This window comes from Mycolicibacterium parafortuitum (genome assembly GCF_002086815.1).
GTDB classification, from domain to species: Bacteria; Actinomycetota; Actinomycetes; order Mycobacteriales; family Mycobacteriaceae; genus Mycobacterium; species Mycobacterium parafortuitum.
This window is the reverse complement of record NZ_MVID01000021.1, coordinates 68,679-87,671: the sequence shown is the minus strand read 5'-3', so window position 1 is coordinate 87,671 and position 18,993 is coordinate 68,679. Positions and strand designations below refer to the sequence as shown.

General features: G+C 70.3%; 19 protein-coding genes. 4 read left to right on the top strand and 15 right to left on the bottom strand.

Annotated features, from left to right (window positions below):
• Positions 1-82: 82 nt before the first annotated feature.
• Positions 83-712, bottom strand: coding sequence for a riboflavin synthase (locus BST38_RS20495; protein WP_083145308.1), 630 nt, complete (start codon positions 710-712; stop codon positions 83-85).
• Between the two features lie 109 nt (positions 713-821).
• Here BST38_RS20495 and BST38_RS20490 point away from each other — a divergent pair, with 109 nt between their 5' ends.
• Both BST38_RS20490 and BST38_RS20485 read left to right on the top strand, forming a co-directional pair.
• Positions 822-1,526 (top strand): LppX_LprAFG lipoprotein, encoded by a 705-nt coding sequence (locus BST38_RS20490; RefSeq protein WP_083145307.1) that lies wholly within the window; start codon positions 822-824, stop codon positions 1,524-1,526.
• The gene (locus tag BST38_RS20485; RefSeq protein WP_420872539.1) at positions 1,487-3,079 is read left to right on the top strand and encodes an MFS transporter; all 1,593 of its coding nucleotides are present in this window, start codon (positions 1,487-1,489) and stop codon (positions 3,077-3,079) included. Before BST38_RS20490 ends, BST38_RS20485 begins: the two co-directional genes overlap by 40 nt.
• Here BST38_RS20485 and BST38_RS29425 read toward each other — a convergent pair.
• From BST38_RS29425 to BST38_RS20445, 9 genes are all read right to left on the bottom strand, one after another.
• Positions 3,046-3,198: a hypothetical protein gene (locus BST38_RS29425; protein WP_165761620.1), complete on the bottom strand. Its 153-nt coding sequence runs from the start codon at positions 3,196-3,198 to the stop codon at positions 3,046-3,048. The two genes, BST38_RS20485 and BST38_RS29425, sit on opposite strands and share 34 nt — an antisense overlap.
• A gap of 130 nt (positions 3,199-3,328) precedes the next feature.
• The gene (gene ribD / locus BST38_RS20480; RefSeq protein WP_083145305.1) at positions 3,329-4,330 is read right to left on the bottom strand and encodes a bifunctional diaminohydroxyphosphoribosylaminopyrimidine deaminase/5-amino-6-(5-phosphoribosylamino)uracil reductase RibD; all 1,002 of its coding nucleotides are present in this window, start codon (positions 4,328-4,330) and stop codon (positions 3,329-3,331) included.
• On the bottom strand, positions 4,327-5,004 hold the full coding sequence (gene rpe, locus BST38_RS20475) for a ribulose-phosphate 3-epimerase (protein ID WP_083145304.1): 678 nt from the start codon (positions 5,002-5,004) through the stop codon (positions 4,327-4,329). The genes ribD and rpe overlap by 4 nt, the downstream gene beginning before the upstream one ends.
• Before the next feature lie 24 nt (positions 5,005-5,028).
• Positions 5,029-6,414, bottom strand: coding sequence for an RsmB/NOP family class I SAM-dependent RNA methyltransferase (locus BST38_RS20470; RefSeq protein ID WP_083145303.1), 1,386 nt, complete (start codon positions 6,412-6,414; stop codon positions 5,029-5,031).
• Positions 6,411-7,343 (bottom strand): methionyl-tRNA formyltransferase, encoded by a 933-nt coding sequence (fmt, locus tag BST38_RS20465; protein WP_083145302.1) that lies wholly within the window; start codon positions 7,341-7,343, stop codon positions 6,411-6,413. The genes BST38_RS20470 and fmt overlap by 4 nt, the downstream gene beginning before the upstream one ends.
• A 22-nt stretch (positions 7,344-7,365) precedes the next feature.
• A complete protein-coding gene (locus tag BST38_RS20460) occupies positions 7,366-7,902 on the bottom strand; it encodes a LemA family protein (RefSeq protein WP_083145301.1) in 537 nt (178 codons plus the stop codon).
• Positions 7,896-9,725 (bottom strand): DUF2207 domain-containing protein, encoded by a 1,830-nt coding sequence (locus BST38_RS20455; protein ID WP_083145345.1) that lies wholly within the window; start codon positions 9,723-9,725, stop codon positions 7,896-7,898. The genes BST38_RS20460 and BST38_RS20455 overlap by 7 nt, the downstream gene beginning before the upstream one ends.
• A gap of 5 nt (positions 9,726-9,730) precedes the next feature.
• Positions 9,731-11,677 carry a primosomal protein N' gene (locus tag BST38_RS20450; RefSeq protein ID WP_083145344.1) on the bottom strand — a complete coding sequence of 649 codons (1,947 nt, stop codon included), beginning with the start codon at positions 11,675-11,677 and terminating at the stop codon, positions 9,731-9,733.
• A 50-nt stretch (positions 11,678-11,727) separates the two neighbouring features.
• Positions 11,728-12,426, bottom strand: a complete 699-nt coding sequence (locus BST38_RS20445; RefSeq protein WP_083145300.1) for a lysoplasmalogenase — start codon at positions 12,424-12,426, stop codon at positions 11,728-11,730.
• Between the two features lie 23 nt (positions 12,427-12,449).
• Here BST38_RS20445 and BST38_RS20440 point away from each other — a divergent pair, with 23 nt between their 5' ends.
• Positions 12,450-13,367, top strand: coding sequence for an alpha/beta hydrolase (locus BST38_RS20440; RefSeq protein WP_083145299.1), 918 nt, complete (start codon positions 12,450-12,452; stop codon positions 13,365-13,367).
• A gap of 20 nt (positions 13,368-13,387) precedes the next feature.
• The gene (locus tag BST38_RS20435) at positions 13,388-14,890 is read left to right on the top strand and encodes a flavin-containing monooxygenase (RefSeq protein WP_083145298.1); all 1,503 of its coding nucleotides are present in this window, start codon (positions 13,388-13,390) and stop codon (positions 14,888-14,890) included.
• A 63-nt stretch (positions 14,891-14,953) separates the two neighbouring features.
• Here the strand turns inward: BST38_RS20435 and metK are convergent, their stop codons facing one another.
• The 5 genes from metK to mihF all read right to left on the bottom strand — a co-directional run bounded on the left by metK (position 14,954) and on the right by mihF (position 18,846).
• Positions 14,954-16,162 carry a methionine adenosyltransferase gene (gene metK, locus BST38_RS20430; protein ID WP_083145297.1) on the bottom strand — a complete coding sequence of 403 codons (1,209 nt, stop codon included), beginning with the start codon at positions 16,160-16,162 and terminating at the stop codon, positions 14,954-14,956.
• A 136-nt stretch (positions 16,163-16,298) separates the two neighbouring features.
• A complete protein-coding gene (coaBC, locus tag BST38_RS20425; RefSeq protein WP_083145296.1) occupies positions 16,299-17,561 on the bottom strand; it encodes a bifunctional phosphopantothenoylcysteine decarboxylase/phosphopantothenate--cysteine ligase CoaBC in 1,263 nt (420 codons plus the stop codon).
• Positions 17,562-17,581: 20 nt separating this feature from the next.
• Complete coding sequence (gene rpoZ / locus BST38_RS20420) at positions 17,582-17,881, bottom strand: DNA-directed RNA polymerase subunit omega (protein ID WP_083145295.1); 300 nt, start codon at positions 17,879-17,881, stop codon at positions 17,582-17,584.
• Positions 17,882-17,907: 26 nt separating this feature from the next.
• Positions 17,908-18,519, bottom strand: a complete 612-nt coding sequence (gene gmk / locus BST38_RS20415) for a guanylate kinase (RefSeq protein ID WP_083145294.1) — start codon at positions 18,517-18,519, stop codon at positions 17,908-17,910.
• A 9-nt stretch (positions 18,520-18,528) separates the two neighbouring features.
• Positions 18,529-18,846 (bottom strand): integration host factor, actinobacterial type, encoded by a 318-nt coding sequence (gene mihF / locus BST38_RS20410; protein WP_011894593.1) that lies wholly within the window; start codon positions 18,844-18,846, stop codon positions 18,529-18,531.
• Positions 18,847-18,993: the final 147 nt, after the last annotated feature.

Genomic DNA, 18,993 nt, shown 5'->3' with positions numbered 1-18,993 from the left:
CGGTTCCGGGCACGGAACCTCGTCTCGATGCCCTTCAGTATGAACCACGGCTAGGCCCCGGTTATTGCCCCCAGGGTGGCGCTCAGTCACCCGCGGGCAGCTCGCCCTTCTTCTCCAGAAGCCGTTCGACGTACTTGGCGATCACATCCACCTCGAGGTTCACCGGGCTGCCGACCCCGGCGTGGCCGAGCGTCGTCATGCCGAGCGTCGTCATGCCGAGCGTCGTCGGGATCAGCGACACCTCGAACCAGTCGTCGCCGAGCCCCGAAACCGTCAGGGAGACCCCGTCGACGGTGATAGAGCCCTTGTGGACGACGTAGTGGGACAGTTCGGCGGGCAGCGACACGCGCACCACGGTCCAGTGCTCCGACGGGGTCCGGGACACGATTTCGCCGGTGCCGTCGACGTGGCCCTGCACGATGTGACCACCCAGCCGGCTGCTCACCGCTGCCGCGCGTTCCAGGTTGACGCGGGCGCCGACGTCGATGCCGCGCAGGCTCGACCGGCTCAGTGTCTCGTTCATCACATCGGCGCTGAACGAATCGCCGTCGAGCACGTCGACCACGGTCAGGCACACGCCGTTGACCGCGATCGAATCCCCGTGGCCGGCATCGGAGGTGACGACGGGCCCGCGGATCACCAGGCGCGCCGAGTCACCCAGGTTCTCCTTGGCGACGACCTCGCCCAGTTCTTCGACGATTCCAGTGAACACGCCGACCAGCCTAGAACGTCACCGAACACGCAGTTCAGCCACCGCATCGGCGGTCCGCTACCGGCCCGGGCACCCACGTGCCGACACCTGCACCCTCTACGATGCAGGCATGCAGACCCGCCTGTTGGCGATCTTCGCCGCCCTTTTTGCCGTCGTCGCCCTCGCCGCAGGGTGTTCCGGTTCGTCCTCAGAGGACTCCGGCAAGGACCTGCCCGACGCCGCGACCCTGCTGAAGCAGTCCGCGGAGACCACCAGGGGCCAGACCAGCGCCCACCTCAAACTGTCCGTGCAGGGGCAGATCGCCGAGCTTCCCGTCGAGGAACTCGAAGGCGACCTGACCCAGACCCCGGAGGTCGCAGCCAAGGGCGTCGCGAACATCATCTTCCTCGGCCAGAAGCTCAACAACGTCGAGTTCGTGGTGTCCGACGGCGACCTGTGGGCCACCATCACCGCCGGTGGCGCGCTGTCGAACTTCGGTCCGGCCGCCGACGTCTACGACGTCGCCGCGATCCTCGATCCCAATGTCGGCCTGGCCAACGTGCTCGACAACTTCGGCAACCCCAGCGCCGACGGTCGCGAGACCGTCGAGGGAACGCAGACCGTCCGGATCACCGGCGACGTCAGCGCCGACGCGGTCAACAAGATCGCCCCGCAGATCGGCGCCACCGGCCCTGTGCCCGGCACCGCCTGGGTCGCCGAGGAAGGTGACAACAAGCTCATGCAGGTGCGCTTGGAGCCGACGCCCGGCAACAGCGTCACGATGACGCTGTCCAAATGGGGCGAGCCGGTGACCGTCGACAAACCCGCGGCGTGATGCTCGAGACCCGGGGCGCCACCAACCGCTGGCTGGCGATCAGCGCGGGCAGCCTGGCGGTGATGCTCGGCGCGCTCGACACCTACGTCGTGATCTCGATCATCCGCGACATCATGTTCGACGTCGGCATCGCGATCAACGAGATCCAACGGGTCACGCCGATCATCACGAGTTACCTGCTCGGCTACATCGCCGCGATGCCGCTGCTGGGCCGTGCGTCGGACAAGTTCGGGCGCAAGATCCTGATCCAGGCCAGCCTGGCCACCTTCGCCGTCGGTTCGGTCATCACCGCGCTGTCCACCGACCTCGTGATGATGGTGATCGGCCGCGCCGTCCTGGGCGTCGCCAGCGGCGCGCTGCTGCCCGTCACGCTGGCGCTGGCGGCGGACCTGTGGGTCAGCCGCAACCGTGCCGCGGTCCTCGGCGGGGTCGGCGCCGCCCAGGAACTCGGCAGCGTGCTCGGCCCGCTCTACGGCGTCGCGCTGGTCGCGCTGTTCACCCACTGGCAGGCGGTGTTCTGGGTCAACGTGCCGCTCGCGGCGCTCGCGATGGTGATGATCCACTTCAGCCTGCCTGGCCGCTCCAAGGATGCGCCGACGGAGAAGGTCGACGTGGTGGGCGGGCTGCTGCTGGCCCTGGCGCTCGGGCTGGTCGTCGTCGGGCTCTACAACCAGACGCCCGACGGCAAACAGATGCTGCCGAGCTACGGCGTGCCGGTGCTGATCGCCGCGGCGGTCGCCGCGGCCGCGTTCTTCATGTGGGAGAAGGTCGCCTCCACCCGGCTCATCGAGCCGGCCGGGGTGCGGTTCCGGCCGTTCCTGGCCGCCTTGGGCGCATCGCTGTGCGCCGGGGCGGCGCTGATGGTGACGCTGGTCAACATCGAGCTGTTCGCCCAGGGCGTGCTCGGCAAGGAACAGAGCGAAGCGGTCTTCATGCTGCTGTGGTTCCTCGGCGCACTACCGATCGGCGCGCTGGCCGGCGGCTGGCTGGCCACCAGGATCGGGGACCGCATCGTCGTGTTCGTCGGCCTGCTCATCGCCGCGGTCGGCTACTGGCTCGTGTCGCAGTGGACCTCGGCGGTGCTGACCGACCATCACGACCTCGGCTTCGTCCACCTGCCCACGTTCGACACCGACCTGGCGATCGCCGGACTGGGCCTCGGCCTGGTCATCGGACCGCTGACCTCGGCCACGTTGCGGGTCGTTCCGTCGGCTCAGCACGGCATCGCGTCGGCCGCGGTGGTGGTCGCGCGGATGATCGGCATGCTGATCGGCATCGCGGCGCTGTCGGCGTGGGGTCTGTACCGGTTCAACCAGCATCTCGCCGAGCTCCCCCCGAGCACCGCGGGCGGGTCACTGGCCGAGCGGCTGGCCGCCGAGGCCAACCGGGTCGTCGAGGCCTACGTGCTGCAGTACGGGGAGATCTTCACGATCACCTCGATCGTGTGTGTGGTCGGCGCCGTGCTGGGCCTGCTGATCGCGGCCAGGAGCGAACACGCCGACGAGCCGGCGGCAGAGCCTCAGCAGCGCTCGAGCCCGCGGCCCATCAGCTGACGGTCTTCGGCCGGATCCGCCTGATCGGAGGTCAGTCCCCGCCATGCGGCACGCAGTGCGTCCGTGAGGTCGCGGGGGTCGATGGGACTGATGCTGAGCCAGTTCTGCAGGGCAGGCATGCTCGATGTCCTTTGTTTATTCGTGCTCACCATGCGCAAACGTCGGTGAAGGCGCGATTTCTGGACCCAGTCTAGCGAGATCCGGGCACCGCCCCCGGTAGCGGCGCGGTGTGAGACCCGGCACTCGGGATCAGTGCGGGCTCAGACTCAGCAGCACATCGGGCCCGACCGGCTGCATCCCGTCGAAGCGCCAGCGGTGCGCCTGGGAGATGTTCGTCACCCCGACGTCGTCGATCACGGTGACCGGCCCACCGAGCAGGATCGGGGCCACGTAGGCCAGGATCCGGTCCACCGCTCCGGCCCGCAGGAACGCGCCCGCCAGTGTCGGTCCGCCTTCCAGGAACACGTCGGTGCGGTCCGCCAACGCCTGGAGCACCTCGTGCGGATCACGGGTGCGGATCACCATGGTGTGGGAGTCGTCGTTGAGAACCGTTGCGTCCGGCGAGATCTCACGCATCCCGACCACGACGCGCAGCGGCTGGTGATCGGCCAGGCTACCGTCGGACAGCCGCGCGGTCAGCGCCGGGTCGTCGGCGAACACGGTCCCGGTCCCGACGATGATCGCATCGGCGGCCGCGCGCCGCCGGTGCACGTCGGCGCGCGCCGCCTCGCCGGTGATCCACTGACTGGAACCGTCGGCCGCCGCGCTGCGCCCGTCCACGCTTCCGGCGAATTTCCATGTCACGTGCGGCTTTCCGGTGCGCTGTTTGTGCAGCCACTCCCGCAGCGGGCCACCGGACACCTCGGCGGCCAGCACGTCCGCGGTGACCTGCACCCCGGCGGCGGTCAGCCGCGCGGCCCCACCCGCGGCCGCGGGGTTGGGATCGGCGACGGCGTATGCGACCGCCGCGATCCCGGCGTCCAGCAACGCATCCACGCACGGCGGGGTGCGGCCGAAGTGGTTGCACGGTTCCAGGGTGACGACGGCGGTGCCGCCGGCCGCGCGCTGACCGGCGCGGCGCAGCGCGAGCACCTCGGCGTGCGGCCCGCCCGTCGGCGCGGTCGCCCCGACGCCGGCGATCTCCCCGTCACGGTCCAGGATCACCGCTCCGACAGGAGGATTCGGGTACGTGCGACCCTTCACGCGCTCCGACTGCTCGATGGCCGCGGCCATCGCCGCGTCGAGGTTCACAGCACCAGATGCTTGGACGCCGACGCGGCCTGGCTGCGCAGCGACTGCACCGCGGCCGCCGGGTCCTCGGCGCTGTAGACCGCGGAGCCCGCGACGAAGCAGTCCACGCCGGCCTCGGCGGCGGCCTCGATGGTGTCGGTGTTGATGCCGCCGTCGATCTCGATCAGGATCGTCAGCTCGCCGGCGTCGACCAGCCGGCGCACGGTGCCCACCTTCGGCAGCACCTCGGCGATGAACTTCTGGCCGCCGAAGCCCGGCTCCACCGACATCACCAGCAGGGTGTCGAATTCGCGCAGGATCTCCAGGTACGGCTCGATCGGGGTGCCCGGCTTCACCGACAGGCCGGCCTTGGCCCCGGCGGCGCGGATGTCGCGGGCCACTGCGATCGGATTGTCGGTCGCCTCGGCGTGGAACGTGACGTTGTAGGCGCCCGCCTCGGCGTACGGCGGCGCCCACCGTTCGGGGTTGTCGATCATCAGATGGCAGTCCATCGGGATGTCGGTGGCCTTGAGCAGGGATTCCACCACCGGCAGGCCGAGCGTCAGGTTCGGCACGAAGTGGTTGTCCATGACGTCGACGTGCAGCCAGTCGGCGCCCTCGACGGCGGCGGACTCCTCTGCGAGCCTGGCGAAGTCGGCGGCCAGAATCGACGGTGCGATCAACGGTTTCGGCATGGGGATCAGCCTACGATGTGCCCGCTACCCGGCAGTGACCCGCAGCGCCGCGGCGAACATCGCGTCGGTGCCGTGCCGGTGCGGCCACAGCTGCACCGACGTCCCGTCGCCGGTGTCGGTGGCCGGTGCGAACAGCTCGCGGGTGTCCAGTGCGGTCACCGGATGCCTGCGTACGGCGTCGGCGACGACGCCGGCGGTCTCGGCGAGATGCGGGGAACAGGTCGCGTACAGCACCACCCCACCGGGGCGGGTCAGCCGGATCGCCGCGGCCAACAGTTCGCGCTGCAGTTTGGCCAGCGCGGGCACATCGCCCGGGGTACGCCGCCACCGTGCTTCCGGGCGCCGGCGCAGCGCGCCGAGCCCGGTGCACGGCGCGTCGACCAGCACCCGGTCGAAGCCGGGGGTGAGCCCGGACTCCCGGCCGTCGACGCGCACCACCTCGACACCGAGTCCCGCGGTGTTCTGCTCCACCATCTCGGCGCGCCGTGGCGCGGGTTCGACGGCCGTGACCGTGGCACCGGTGGACCGGCCCAGCGCGGCCAGCAGGGCGGTCTTGCCGCCGGGCCCGGAACACAGGTCCAGCCACCGGCCGCCGTCCTCGCCGTCCAGCGGCGCCAGGGTCAGCGCCTGTGCCACCAGCTGGCTCCCCTCGTCCTGCACCAGCGCCCGGCCCTCGCGCACGGCCGCGACCCCGCCGGGATCGCCGTCACCGAGATACACCGCGTACGGCGAGTACCGCCCGACGGTGCCACCGGTCTGCTCGGCCAGCTCGGCGGCGCTCAGCTGCCCGGGCCGGGCCGCCAAGTGCACCTCGGGGCGGGCGTCGTCGCTGGCGAGCAACTCCTCCAATTCACCGGCCCGCGCTCCGAGGGCGTCGGCGAACGCCTGCCCGATCCACCTCGGGTGGGCGTGCACGAACGACAGGTGACCGATGGGGTCGGTGCCCGCCGGCGGGGCGAGCTCGGCCACCCAGGACGCCTCGTCGCGGCGCGCGATGGTGCGCAACACACCGTTGACGAAACCTGCTCGCGCCGTATCGAATTCGAGGCCCGCCTGCTCCACGGTGGTGGAGACCGCCGCATGGTCGTCGACGCGGGTGCGCAGCAGCTGGTAGGCACCGAGCCGCAGCAGATCCAGCAGCACCGGGTCGATCCGGTCCACCGGTCTGCCCGCCGCCGCGGCGATCACCGCGTCGAGCAGACCGGTCGCGCGGCAGGTGCCGTAGGTCAGTTCGGTGGCGAAAGCGGCGTCGCGCCCGGTGATTCCGCGCTCGCGCAGCAGCGCCGGCAGTGCGAGGTTGGCGTATGCGTCGCGTTCGGACACCGCGCGCAGCACGTCGAACGCGGCTTGGCGGGCCGGGTCCAGCCGCTTGCGCCGCATCGGGCGCTTCTTCTTCTCGGGCCGGTTCATTCGGCGCACCCGATGTCCTCGGCCCGGGCGCCACGCGCCCAGTCGGCGGCGTTCATCGGTTTCTTGCCCGGCGGCTGCACGGTGCCGAGCAGCACAGGCCCGGAGCCGGTGCCGACGTGGACGTGTTTTTTGTCCGCCCGGATCTGTCCGGGGGCGAGGCCGTCGGGTCCGTCGGTGGGCACCGTGACGGGGCCGACCTTGACCCTCATATCGCCGATCATCGTCCAGGCGCCCGGGTTCGGGGTGACCGAACGGATGCGCCGGTCCACGACGTGTGCGGGCAGGTCCCAGCGGATGCGGGCGTCGTCGACGGTGACCTTCGGTGCGACGCTGACACCGTCGGCGGGCTGCGGCACCGCGGTCAGCGCGCCGTCCTCGATGCCGTCCATGGTGGCCTCCAGCAGACCCGCGCCCGTCTCGGCCAGCCGCGCCAGCAGGTCACCGGCGGTGTCGTCGGGCCGGATGGTCTCGGTGACCACACCGAACACCGGGCCGGAGTCGAGGCTGCGTTCGATCTGGAACGTCGTCGCGCCGGTCACCTCGTCGCCCGCGGCCAGCGCGGCCTGCACCGGCGCGGCCCCGCGCCACGCGGGCAGCACCGAGAAGTGCAGGTTCACCCATCCGTGCCGGGGTACGGCGAGCAGTTCGTCGCGCAGCAGCGCGCCGTAGGCCACCACCGCGCAGCAATCCGGGGCCAGATCGGCGAGTTCGGCGACGAACTCTTCGGAGTTGGGGCGCTGCGGTTTCAGCACCGGGATGCCGTGTTCGGTGGCCAGCGTCGCGACCGGGGACGGGGCCGGGCGGCCGCGCCGGCCCGCGGCGGCGTCGGGACGGGTCAGGACCGCGACGACGTCGTGGCGGGGCGAATCGATGAGCCGTCGCAGTGACGGGAGGGCGGGTTCCGGGGTGCCGGCGAAGACGAGACGCACCGAGCCAGTCTAGGGAGCGGGTCTACCGCGGGGTCTGGTAGTACTCCTTCTCGGTCACCCCGGCCAACGGGGCGACGAACATCCACGGGATCGTCGTGAGCAACCGGTTGAGGGTGGCCACCGCGTCGTTGTAGTACTGCCGGGCGAACGCGAGTTTGTCCTCGGTGTCGGCGAGAGTGCGCTGAAGGTCCAGAAAGTTGTTCGACGAGTTGAGCTGCGGATAGTTCTGCCCGAGCGCCAGCAGCGGCGTCAGCGCCGAGTCGAGTTGTCGCTCGGCGGCGCTGCGCTGGGCCACCGAATCGCCACCGGTGGCCGACGTCAGCGCCGCCCGCGCATCGGTGACCCGGTCGAGGATGCCCTTCTCATGGGCCGCGAACGTCTGCACGGTCTGCACCAGGCTCGGAATCAACGATGCACGCCGGGTCAGCTCGACGTCGATCCCGGACAGCGCCTCGGCGACGCGGACGTCGGCGGAGCGGATCTTGTTGTACCCCATCACGAATCCGATCAGCACCGCCACGGCCAGCACCAGCACGACGACGAGCACGAAGCTCACCATGATCCACCTCCTCCGCCGCCGCCCCCGCCGCCGCCACCACCGCTGCTGAAGCTGCCGCCGCCGCCCGAGGACGAGGACGACGCCGCCTGCGATGCGGTGTAGGCGCCGATCGAGGACGACAGTGCCGAATCGAAACTGTCGAAGTCCGCGCCGCCGGAGTCGCCGGCGAATCCCGACGAGCCGGAACCGTGCGGAATGGGGTACCAATCGGGTTGCGGCGCAGCGGTTCCGGTGTAGGCCTCGTACTTCTTCGCCCACAGCGCCGCGACGCCGGCCGCGACCGCGAACGGCACGTAGGCGATGTAGAGGTCCTTGCGGGCCGAGAAGTCGAACCGGCTCTCCGCCGAGTCGGTGGACAGCATCCTGTGGAAGCCGCCGACCCGGGACCACAGCTCACGGCCCGCGGCGGTGCGCCGGGTGCCGACGCCGTCGCGCCACGACCCGGCCGACAGCATGAAGAACGCCGCGAACGGCAGCGCCCACATGGTCGTCGGGAAACCCCAGCGGAAGCACGCGCACACCATCAGCACGAACGCCGCCGCGTTGGCGGCCCGCAGCCAGAGTTCCTTCTTGCGGGGCACCAGCAGACCGTCGTCGATCGCCCATTTCCGGACGGCCGAGGACATGTCGGCCTTGGCCTTGCTGAGCTTCTCCCCCGACTTGGGTGTCTTCTTGGCCTCGAACACCGCGGTCTCGTTGAGCAGCTTCAGCCGCGACGCGACCGCGACGCTGACCGGGTCGACGTCGGACCACTGGCCCGGTTTGCCGATCGTGGTGATCGTCCAGTGCTTGTCGCTGATCCGGTCCAGCCGGACAAGGCCGCGTTCGGCGAGGTACAGCAGCGTCGCGGTCAGGCCGCGGGACGGGACGGACTCGGTGCGGATGTATTCGGTCTGCACCGGTCCGAGCCCGGGCGGCGGGGCGTACTGCAGCGGGAAGCCCGGAGGTCGCTCCAGCACGCGGCGGAACCCCACCAGCGCGGCGGCGCCGGCGAGCACGGTGAATGCCGCAACCCACCACACCCCGGTCAGCGACTGGCCGAGCACCCGATCCCAGCTGTGCGACCACGGCAGGGTCGTCCGCGGCGGGGTCGGCACGTCCACGCCCACGCGGACGGTGACCGGGGTGCGCGGAGGCAGGTCCTCGGCGCTCAACCGCACCCGGGTGCCGTCGACGGTCAGGTCGTCGCACGCACGGCCGACGCCGTAGCCGACCGAACACTGGGCGGTGCCGACCGCGCCGGGCAGGTCCAGCGTGATGTCGGCACGCTCGATCCGGTTGTTCCAGGCCGGGGCGATCACGTTCCAGAAGAAGGCGCTCGGTGACGGCGCCGGGTCGCCGACCGTTTCGGCGAACTCGCGGCCCGAGCCGACCTCGCCGGGGTCGAGGACACCGGGAATGGTGTAGCGGATCTCGAAGACGTGCTCGCCGTCGCTGAGGTAGCGGTCGGGATCCCCGATCTTCGCGACCCGGAAGCGATTCGCGTCCTCCCACAGCATCTCGTAGGTCGCGGGACGGCCGTCGAGCAGGATCGACTGGATCTCGGGTTTCTGCCGCATCGACGGGTCGTTCGGGTTGACCACATCCCAGTAGCGGAAGATCCCGTGACGCGCGGTGGTGTAGAAGTCGGCGGTGATCGTCTCGACCGCGGACAGATCGCCGGCGGCGTTCACGGCGATGTCGACGTCATAGTGCGTGATCACCACCGGGTCGTCGACCTCGGTGGAGCCGCCGGAGCCGCCGTCGAAGATCACCGGCCACAGCACACCGAACGCGATCAAGATCAACGGGATGAGCGCTTTGAGCACCCTCCCCGCCGACATGGGCATCAGCCTATGTGCAACGGGTCGATCTGGATGCGAACTGGCTCCTGATCGTGGCGTGCGCTTTGCACCGCCGCCGCGCGCCGCAGCGCCGCGGCCAGTTCCAATCCGCCGTCGCGAGGCACCCGCACCAACATCCTGGCGACCGGGACGTCCGGGGCGATCCCGGCCGGTCTGCGCGCCCCGACCGGAAGATCCACCGGCCCGAGCACATCGGCGCCCTCCGGCAGCGCGGCGGCCGCCAGCAACGCGTCCACCGCGACCGGGGCACCGTCGATCGCGGCCATGTGCGCCGCGGGCGGCAGACCGACCTCGGTGCGCGAGTCCAGTTCGGCCTCGGCGTGCCCGACGGGATCCCAGCGGATCAGCGCCTGCACGGTCGGGATCGCCGATTCGGCGACCACCGCCACCACCCCACCGTCGGCCCTGCTGCGGACCAGCGCCGACGCCGCCATCCACCGGCGCAGGGTGTCCTCGGCGGCGCGCAGATCCTGCCGCCCCAGCAGCGCCCAGCTGTCCAGCAGCAGCGCCGCGCCATAGCCTCCGTCGGCGACCGGCTCCACCCCCGGGGTGGACACCACCACCGCGGCGCGCTCGGGCACCGACGCGACGATGTCGTCGCCGCCCGAGGTGATCACCTGCGCGCCGGGGAACGCGCGCCCGAGCTCCTCGGCGGTGCGGCGGGCGCCGACGACCACCGCGCGGACCGCATCGGAGCCGCACCGGGCGCACCGCAGCGCGAGTTCCTCACGCCCGCACCACCGGCAGACCGCGCCGGGGGCGTCCCGGCCGGGCAGCGACAGCGGTCCGGTGCAGTGCCTGCAGCGCGCGACGGCCCGGCATTTGGCGCACGACAGCGCGGGCACGTAGCCGCGACGCGGCACCTGGACCAGCACGGGGGTGTGCTTGGCCAGCGCGGCGCGGGCGGCGTCGAGGGCGACGGTCGGCAACCGTGCGCTGTGCGCCGCGGCGTCCCGTTCGTGCGCGTAGGCACTGTCCTCCAGGGCGATCACCCGCGGCGCGTGTGCGCGCAGCGTGTGCCGGGTCGCGGTGAGGTCGTGCGCCCATCCACTGCGGACCAGCGCCTGCGCCTCGGCGGTGCGCGCGTATCCGCCGATCATCGCCGCGCAGCGCAGCTGGTGGGCCCGCAGCATCGCGACGTCGCGGGCGTGCGGGTACGGCGAGCGCGGCTCGGCCAGCGAATCGTCACCGTCGTCCCACAGCATCAACAGACCGAGATCGGCGACCGGCGCGAAAACCGCACTGCGCGTACCGATCACGAACCGCGCGTCACCCCGCAGCACCGCCAGCCAGCGCCGGTAGCGCTCGGCGGGTCCCAGCCCCGCCGACAGCGCCACCACCCGGTCGGCGTCGAGGCGGGTGAGTGCCGCCCCGTGGAGCAGGTCGACGTCGCGCTGATCAGGGACGACGGCGAGCACCCCGCGACCGGCGTGCACCGTCACCGCGGCGACCTCGGCCAGCCTCGCCGGCCAGGATTCACCGGGGAGGGCCTGCCACACCGCCCGCGCGGCCCTGGTCTCACGCAGCGCGGCGACGAACCGCTCTCCGCCGCTGTAGGCCGCCCACGCGGCGGTGTCGACCGGTGCGGCCGCCAGTGGCGCAAGCACCGCCGGGGTCTTCTTCTCCACCGTCGCGTGCCGCGGCGGCACGGCCAACCGCAGCACGTCGGCGCGGGTCCCGGCATACCGGGCGGCGACCGCGTCGACGAGACGGCGCACGTCGTGGGTCAGCACGCACTCGGGTGACACCACCTTGTCGATCCATCCGAGCTTGCCGGCATGGTCGGTGTCGGAACGTCTTTCGAGCACGAACGCGTCGACGAGCCTGCCGTGGAAGCGGACCTTGACCCGCACCCCGGGCTGCGCGTCGTCGGACTGCTCGGCGGCCACCAGGTAGTCGAACTCACGGTCGAGGTGCGGCACCGTCAGCATCGGCAGCACACGGGCGATGGGCTCGTGTTCGGCGGCCTGCCGGGCGGGTTTCACACCGCAGGTGTAGCAGACGGCGCGGACGTGCGGCCGAACAGCAGCCCCGCGGTGATCAGCAGCAGCGACGCCGCGTATGCCCACCAGATCGGCACCGCCAGGGCCTCCGAACCCAGCACGAACTTGCTGATGCCGATCATCGCGTCCGACACCGCGAAGCACACCGCGCCCAGCGCGGTCCACGGGGTCGGCAGGTCCGCCAGCAGCGCGACGCACACCATCGCGCCGAGCACGGTGATGTAGAGCGTGACGGGCAGTGCCATGCCCTGGTCGAGCAGCCGCGGCCAGAACCACACCAGCAGCGCCACACACGCGGTCAGGACGACCGCGGCCGCCGCGAGTCCGCGCGGGGACCGCCGCGCCAACGGCAGCAGCGCGGCCAGGAAACACAGATGCGCGATCAGGAACGACGCCAGCCCGAGGACGAACGACGGCTCCCACCACGGCATGGCCAGCAGGTAGTCGCCCGCCGCCGAGAACAGCAGCGCCGCGACCAACCACAGCCGCTCCCGCCGGATCGGATGGGTCAGCGCGGCACCTGCCAGCAGCACCGCCGCCAGCGCCTTGACCGCGGGTTGCAGTGCGAACTGGCCGGTCAGCTCGGCCCCGGCGGGCACCCGCGTCGCGGTCACGATCAGGAACACGCCATAGCCCGCGGCCACCGCCGCGGCACCGGCCCACAGCTTCCGGGTCATGCCGAGAAGTTACGGTATGGGACATGGCTGACCTTGATCCGGTACTGCAGAAGGTGCTGGAGGCGTTCCCGTTCCAGCTGAGCACCGACGGCGGACCGGAGGCGGCCCGGCAGCGGTTCAAGGATCTTCCCCGCGGCCCGGTGCATCCCGAGGTCGAGGCGCACGACCGCACGATCGACGGCCCCGCCGGACCGATCGCGCTGCGCGTGTATCGCCCGCCGGCAGAGGATGCGGCGCTGCCCGTGGTGGTGTTCATCCACGGCGGCGGCTGGACGGTCGGCGACCTCGACAGCTACGACGGTCAGGCCCGCATGCACGCGATGGGCGCCGGCGCCGTCGTGGTGTCGGTCGACTACCGACTCGCCCCCGAGCATCCGTATCCAGCCGCGGTCGAGGACGTCTGGGCCGCGACCCGATGGGTTGTCGAGAACGCGGGCGAGATCGGCGCCGATGCGGGCAGGCTCGCGGTCGCGGGCGATTCCGCGGGCGGCAACCTCGCCGCGGTGGTGGCGCAGTCGGCGCGCGACGCCGGGATCGCGGTGCGCCTCCAGCTGCTGTGGTATCCGTCGACGACCTTCGACACATCGCTGCCGTCGTTCACCGAGAACGCCAACGCCCCGATCCTGGACCTGAAGTCCTGCAAGGCTTTCAGCCGTTGGTACGTCGGCGATCTGGACCTGTCCGATCCGCCGGTGACGCTGATCCCGGCGCGCGGGGAGCTCTCGGGGCTCGCCCCCGCCTATATCGCGGTCGCCGGCCACGACCCGCTGCGCGACGACGGTCTGCGCTACGCGGAGTTGCTGACCGCGGCCGGCGTGCCGGTCGACGTGCACGAGGCCGAATCACTGGTGCACGGCTACCTCGGGTACGCCGGGATCGTGCCGGCCGCCACCGAGGCCCTCGAACTCGGGCTGAAGGCGTTGCGTGCCGCGCTAACGTGAGGTGAGCAGCAGGAGGCGCCATGACCGAGCCCGACGTCCACACCGTCATCGTCGGCGCGGGGTTCTCCGGGATCGGGACCGCCATCCAGCTCGACCGGGCCGGTATTCCCGATTACCTGATCGTCGAGGCCGGCGACCAGCCCGGCGGCACCTGGTACTGGAACACCTATCCGGGGGTCGCGGTCGACATCCCGTCGTTCTCCTACCAGTTCTCGTTCGAACAGAGCACGTCGTGGTCGCGGACCTACGCGCCGGGCAGCGAGCTCAAGGCGTACGCCGAGCACTGCTTCGACAAGTACCGGCTGCGGTCCAGGACCCGGTTCGCGACGGTGGTGCGCAGCGCCGAATTCGATGAGGCCCAAGGGCTTTGGCGTCTGAACATGGAGTCCGCCGAAGGCCCGACAACCGTGACGGCGCGGTTCGTCGTGAACGCCGGCGGCGCGCTGACGGTACCGAACCTGCCCGACATCGACGGCGTCGACACCTTCGGCGGACCCACCGTGCACACCGCCCGCTGGGACCACGACCTGGACCTGGCCGGGAAACGGGTCGCCGTCATCGGGACCGGCGCGTCGGCCGTCCAGGTGATCCCGGAGATCGCGCCGATCACGGCGCAGCTGACGGTGTTTCAGCGCACCCCGATCTGGTGCTTCCCGAAATTCGACGTCCCGCTGTCGAAGGCTGCCAGGTCGATGATGGGGTTGCCGTTCGGCCAGACGCTGCAGCGTTTCGTCAGCCAGGCCTATGTGGAGCTGACGTTCCCACTGGCCGCCCAGTACTTCACCGTCAACCCGATGGCCAAGCGGATGAGCAAGCTCGGGCTGGCGTATCTGCGCAAGCAGGTCCACGATCCGGCGGTGCGCGACAAGCTCACGCCGCGCTACGCGGTCGGCTGTAAGCGGCCCGGGTTCCACAACACCTACCTGTCGACGTTCAACCGCGACGACGTCGAGTTGGTCACCGAACCGATCGACGAGATCACCCGGGCGGGCGTGGCGACCACCGACGGGGAGCTGCGCGAGGTCGACGTGCTGATCCTGGCGACCGGCTTCAAGGTGCTCGACCCCGAGCACGTGCCGACGTACGACGTGATCGGCCGCGACGGCCGATCACTGTCGAAGTTCTGGAACGAGCACCGAATGCAGGCCTACGAGGGCATCAGCGTCCCCGGCTTCCCGAACTTCTTCACGGTGTTCGGACCGTACGGCTACATCGGCTCGTCCTACTTCGCGTTGATCGAGGCACAGACCGGGCACATCGTGCGCTGCCTACAGGAGGCCGGGCGCCGCAACGCCAATCGGGTCGAGGTACGCCAGGAGGCCAACGACCGGTACTTCGCCGAGATGATGCGCAAGAGGCACCGGCAGATCTTCTGGCAGGACAGCTGCCGGCTGGCCAACAGCTACTACTTCGACCAGCACGGCGACGTGCCGCTGCGGCCGGCCAGCACACTCGAGGCGTACTGGCGCAGCCGCCGCTTCCCGATCGACGACTACGAGTTCGCCGACCGGGCTGCCATCTAGATCAGACGGCGCCTATCTCGTCTGACTCCTCAACGCGGCTCGTCCCTCACCGCTTGATCGTCGTCAGACCGCGTTCTTCAGCTCGTCGACCTTGTTCAGCTGCTCCCACGGCAGTTCCACGTCGGTGCGGCCGAAGTGGCCGTACGCGGCGGTCGGCGCGTAGATCGGGCGCAGCAGGTCGAGGTCGCGGACGATCGCGCCGGGGCGCAGGTCGAACACCTCGCCGATGGCCTTCTCGATCTTGACCGGGTCGACCGTCTCCGAACCGAACGTCTCGACGAACAGGCCGACCGGAGCGGCCTTGCCGATGGCGTAGGCGACCTGGACCTCGACGCGCTGGGCCAGGCCCGCGGCGACGACGTTCTTGGCGACCCAGCGCATCGCGTACGCGGCCGAGCGGTCCACCTTTGACGGATCCTTGCCGGAGAAGGCGCCGCCACCGTGGCGGGCCCAGCCGCCGTAGGTGTCGACGATGATCTTGCGGCCGGTCAGGCCGGCGTCACCCATCGGGCCGCCGAGCACGAACTTTCCGGTCGGGTTGACCAGGATGCGCGGATCGGAGGTGTCCAGCGTGTCGTGCCCGAGCTCGGCAAGCACCGTGTCGATGACGTGCTGCTTGATCTCCGGCTCGAGCTGGCTCTCCAGGTCGATGCCGTCGGCGTGCTGGGTGGACAGCACCACGGTGTCCAGGCGCACCGGGGTCGTGCCGTCGTACTGGACGGTGACCTGGGTCTTGCCGTCGGGACGCAGGTAGCCCAGCGTGCCGTTCTTGCGGACCTCGGTCAGCTTGCGCGACAGGCGGTGCGCCAGCGCGATCGGCAGCGGCATCAGTTCGGGGGTGTCGGCGATCGCGTAGCCGAACATCAGGCCCTGGTCGCCGGCGCCCTGGGCGTCCAGCGGGTCGGCCGCGCCACCGACGCGGGTCTCGTGGGCGGTGTCGACGCCCTGCGCGATGTCGGGCGACTGGCGGCCGATGCCGATGTTCACGCCGCAGGTCTCGCCGTCGAAGCCCTTCTCCGACGAGTCGTAGCCGATCTCCAGGATGCGCTCGCGCACGGTGTTGGTGATGTCGGCGAACGCTTCCTTCGCGTTCGTGGTCACCTCGCCGACGACGTGCACCTGGCCGGTCGTCACCAGCGTCTCGACCGCGACACGCGACTTCGGGTCACCGGCCAGCAACGCGTCCAGCACCGAGTCACTGATGGCGTCGCAGATCTTGTCGGGATGACCCTCGGTCACCGACTCACTGGTAAACAGCCGAGCTTCGCTCACGTCCGATTTCCTTCCACTCAGCGCACCTGAGGTAGTTAGTTAGCCAACTTATAGTGCGGCGGCCACACCGCTCTGGGCGCCCCCAAGCACCCAAGCGTGTCCCCCCGCTGCGCGCAACCCTTACGCGCATGTCGATTTACACGTCGTGTTCCTGCGTCGCCGCCGACTGCAGGAATGCTGCGATCGCGTCCACAATACGGCTTGCCATCACGGTCTTCGACCCGTGTTCGAGGGCCGATTCCGAACCGTCGGCCGAGAGCAGCCATCCGTCGTTGTGGTCGACCTCGAATGCCCGGTTCTCCCCCACCGCGTTGACGACCAGCAGGTCGCATCCTTTGCGCTTGAGTTTCGACCGCGCGTGGAAGAGCACGTCGCCGTTCGCGTCACCGGTCTCGGCGGCGAACCCGACGATCGCCGTCATGTTCGGCAGTTGGCCGTCCCGGCGGGACCGGACCGCGCCCGCCAGCACATCGTCGTTGCGGATCAACTCGATGGCGGGATCGGTGGAGCTGTCCGGACCCTTCTTGATCTTGCTGGTGGCCGGGTGGGCGGGCCGGAAATCGGCGACCGCGGCGGCCATGACCAGCACGTTCGCCTCAGGAGCGTGTTTGGACACCGCGTCGCGAAGTTGCGTGGCGGACCCGATGTGGACGACGTGCACGCCTGCCGGGTCGATCAGGCCCGCGGTGTTGCCGGCGATCAGCGTGACATCCGCGCCGCGCTGGGCCAGTACCCGCGCGACCGCATAGCCCTGCTTGCCGGAGCTGCGGTTGCCGATGAACCGGACGGGGTCGATCGGTTCCCGGGTGCCGCCGGCGGTGACGAGTGCTTTCACCCCGGCGAGGTCGTAGGGCAGCGCGTCGCCGCGGGCCAGCAGCAGCTGCGCGACCGTGGTGATCTCTTCGGCTTCGGGGAGCCGGCCGGGTCCGGTGTCGGCGCCGGTCAGGCGCCCGGAGGCGGGCTCCATCACGACCGCGCCGCGGCGGCGCAGGGTCTCGACGTTCTCGACGGTGGCCGGATGCAGCCACATCTCGGTGTGCATCGCCGGGGCATACAGCACCGGACAGCGTGCGGTGAGCAGGGTCGCGGTCAGCAGGTCGTCGGCACGGCCGACGGCTGCGCGGGCCAGCAGGTCGGCGGTGGCCGGGGCGACGACGACGAGGTCAGCTTCCTGACCGAAGCGGACGTGCGGAACCTCGTGGACGTCCTCGAAGACCCCGGTGTGCACGGGGTTGCCGGACAGCGCTTCGAACGTGGCCGCCCCGACGAACTTCAGGGCGGACTCAGTGGGTACCACCCGAACGGAGTGCCCGGCCTCGGTGAGTTGACGGACGACTGTTGCCGCCTTGTAGGCGGCGATGCCACCGGCGACGCCGACGATGATCCGCTTGGCACTCATCGAGTCGCGCCGCGCGCCTGCTACTCGCCCTCGGTGTGCTCGAGGAGGTCGGCGTGGATCTCCCGCAGCGCGATCGACAGCGGCTTCTCCTGCAGACCCGGCTCGACCAGCGGGCCGACGTATTCGAGAATGCCGTCACCGAGCTGGTTGTAGTAGTCGTTGATCTGGCGCGCCCGCTTGGCGGCGTAGATGACCAGCGCGTACTTGCTCGACGCGCGGTCCAGCAGCTCGTCGATCGGCGGGTTGGTGATGCCCAACGGGGTGTCGTAGGCGCTGGCGGCCGACGGGTCGATGTCCACCGGGGACAACGGAGTACTCACGTAGAAATCTCCTGAAAAATTGGGCGTTAGGGCTGATCGCGCCGTACCGGCGCGTGGGCCACCAGCAAGGATACCAATTCCGCGCAGGCAGACTCCAATTGACTGTTGACGACGACCCTGTCGAAGTCACCTTGCGCGGCAAGTTCGGCTTTCGCCGTCTCCAGCCTGCGGGCCATCACCTCGGGGGTCTCGGTGCCGCGGCCGGTCAACCGGCTCTCCAGCACCTCCCAGCTCGGTGGGGCCAGGAAAACCGATGTCGCCTCGGGCATCGCCTGTTTGACCGCGCGGGCTCCGGCCAGGTCGACCTCGATCAGAACCGGCCGGCCTGCCGCCGTGGCGGCCCGGACAGGTGCGGCGGGCGTCCCGGAGCGCTGCAGGCCGCCGTGGATGTCCGCCCACTCCAGCAGTGCTCCGTCGTCGATGAGCTGCTGGAACTGCGCTGGCGTGACGAACGTGTAGTCCACTCCGTCGACTTCACCGGGGCGCGGATCGCGCGTCGTCACCGAGACGCTGAAGTACAGCTCGGGCACGCGCTCGCGCAGGCACCGCACGACGGTGGACTTCCCGACGGCAGACGGGCCGGACAACACCAGGACCGTGGCCCTCGATGCGCTGTCCGGCCCCCTACCTTCGTTCACGACCTCCCTTTACGAGAAGTCGAACTTTTCCAGCAGGGCCTTGCGCTGACGATCACCCAGGCCACGCAGGCGGCGGGTCGGGGCGATCTCCAGTTCGGTCATGATCTCCTGCGCCTTGACCTTGCCCACCTTGGGCAGGGCTTCCAGCAGCGCGGAAACCTTCATCTTGCCCAAGACCTCGTCGGTCTCGGCGTCCGTGAGGACCTGCTTGAGGTTGGTGCCGCCGCGCTTGAGCCGATCCTTGAGCTCGGCACGCGCTCGACGTGCGGCAGCAGCCTTCTCCAACGCTGCCGCGCGCTGTTCGTCGGTCAACTGGGGAAGGGCCACGGGTGTTCCTCCGTCTCATCACCATCAACTGATTTGTCTCGACTGGAAGTGGTGGGGAACCAGAACCAGCCAGCGTGGACGACCGTACCCACGGAGGCTGACGAAAGCGAACCCCACCCCCGGGTTCGACCGTCAAAAGCCCAGCGT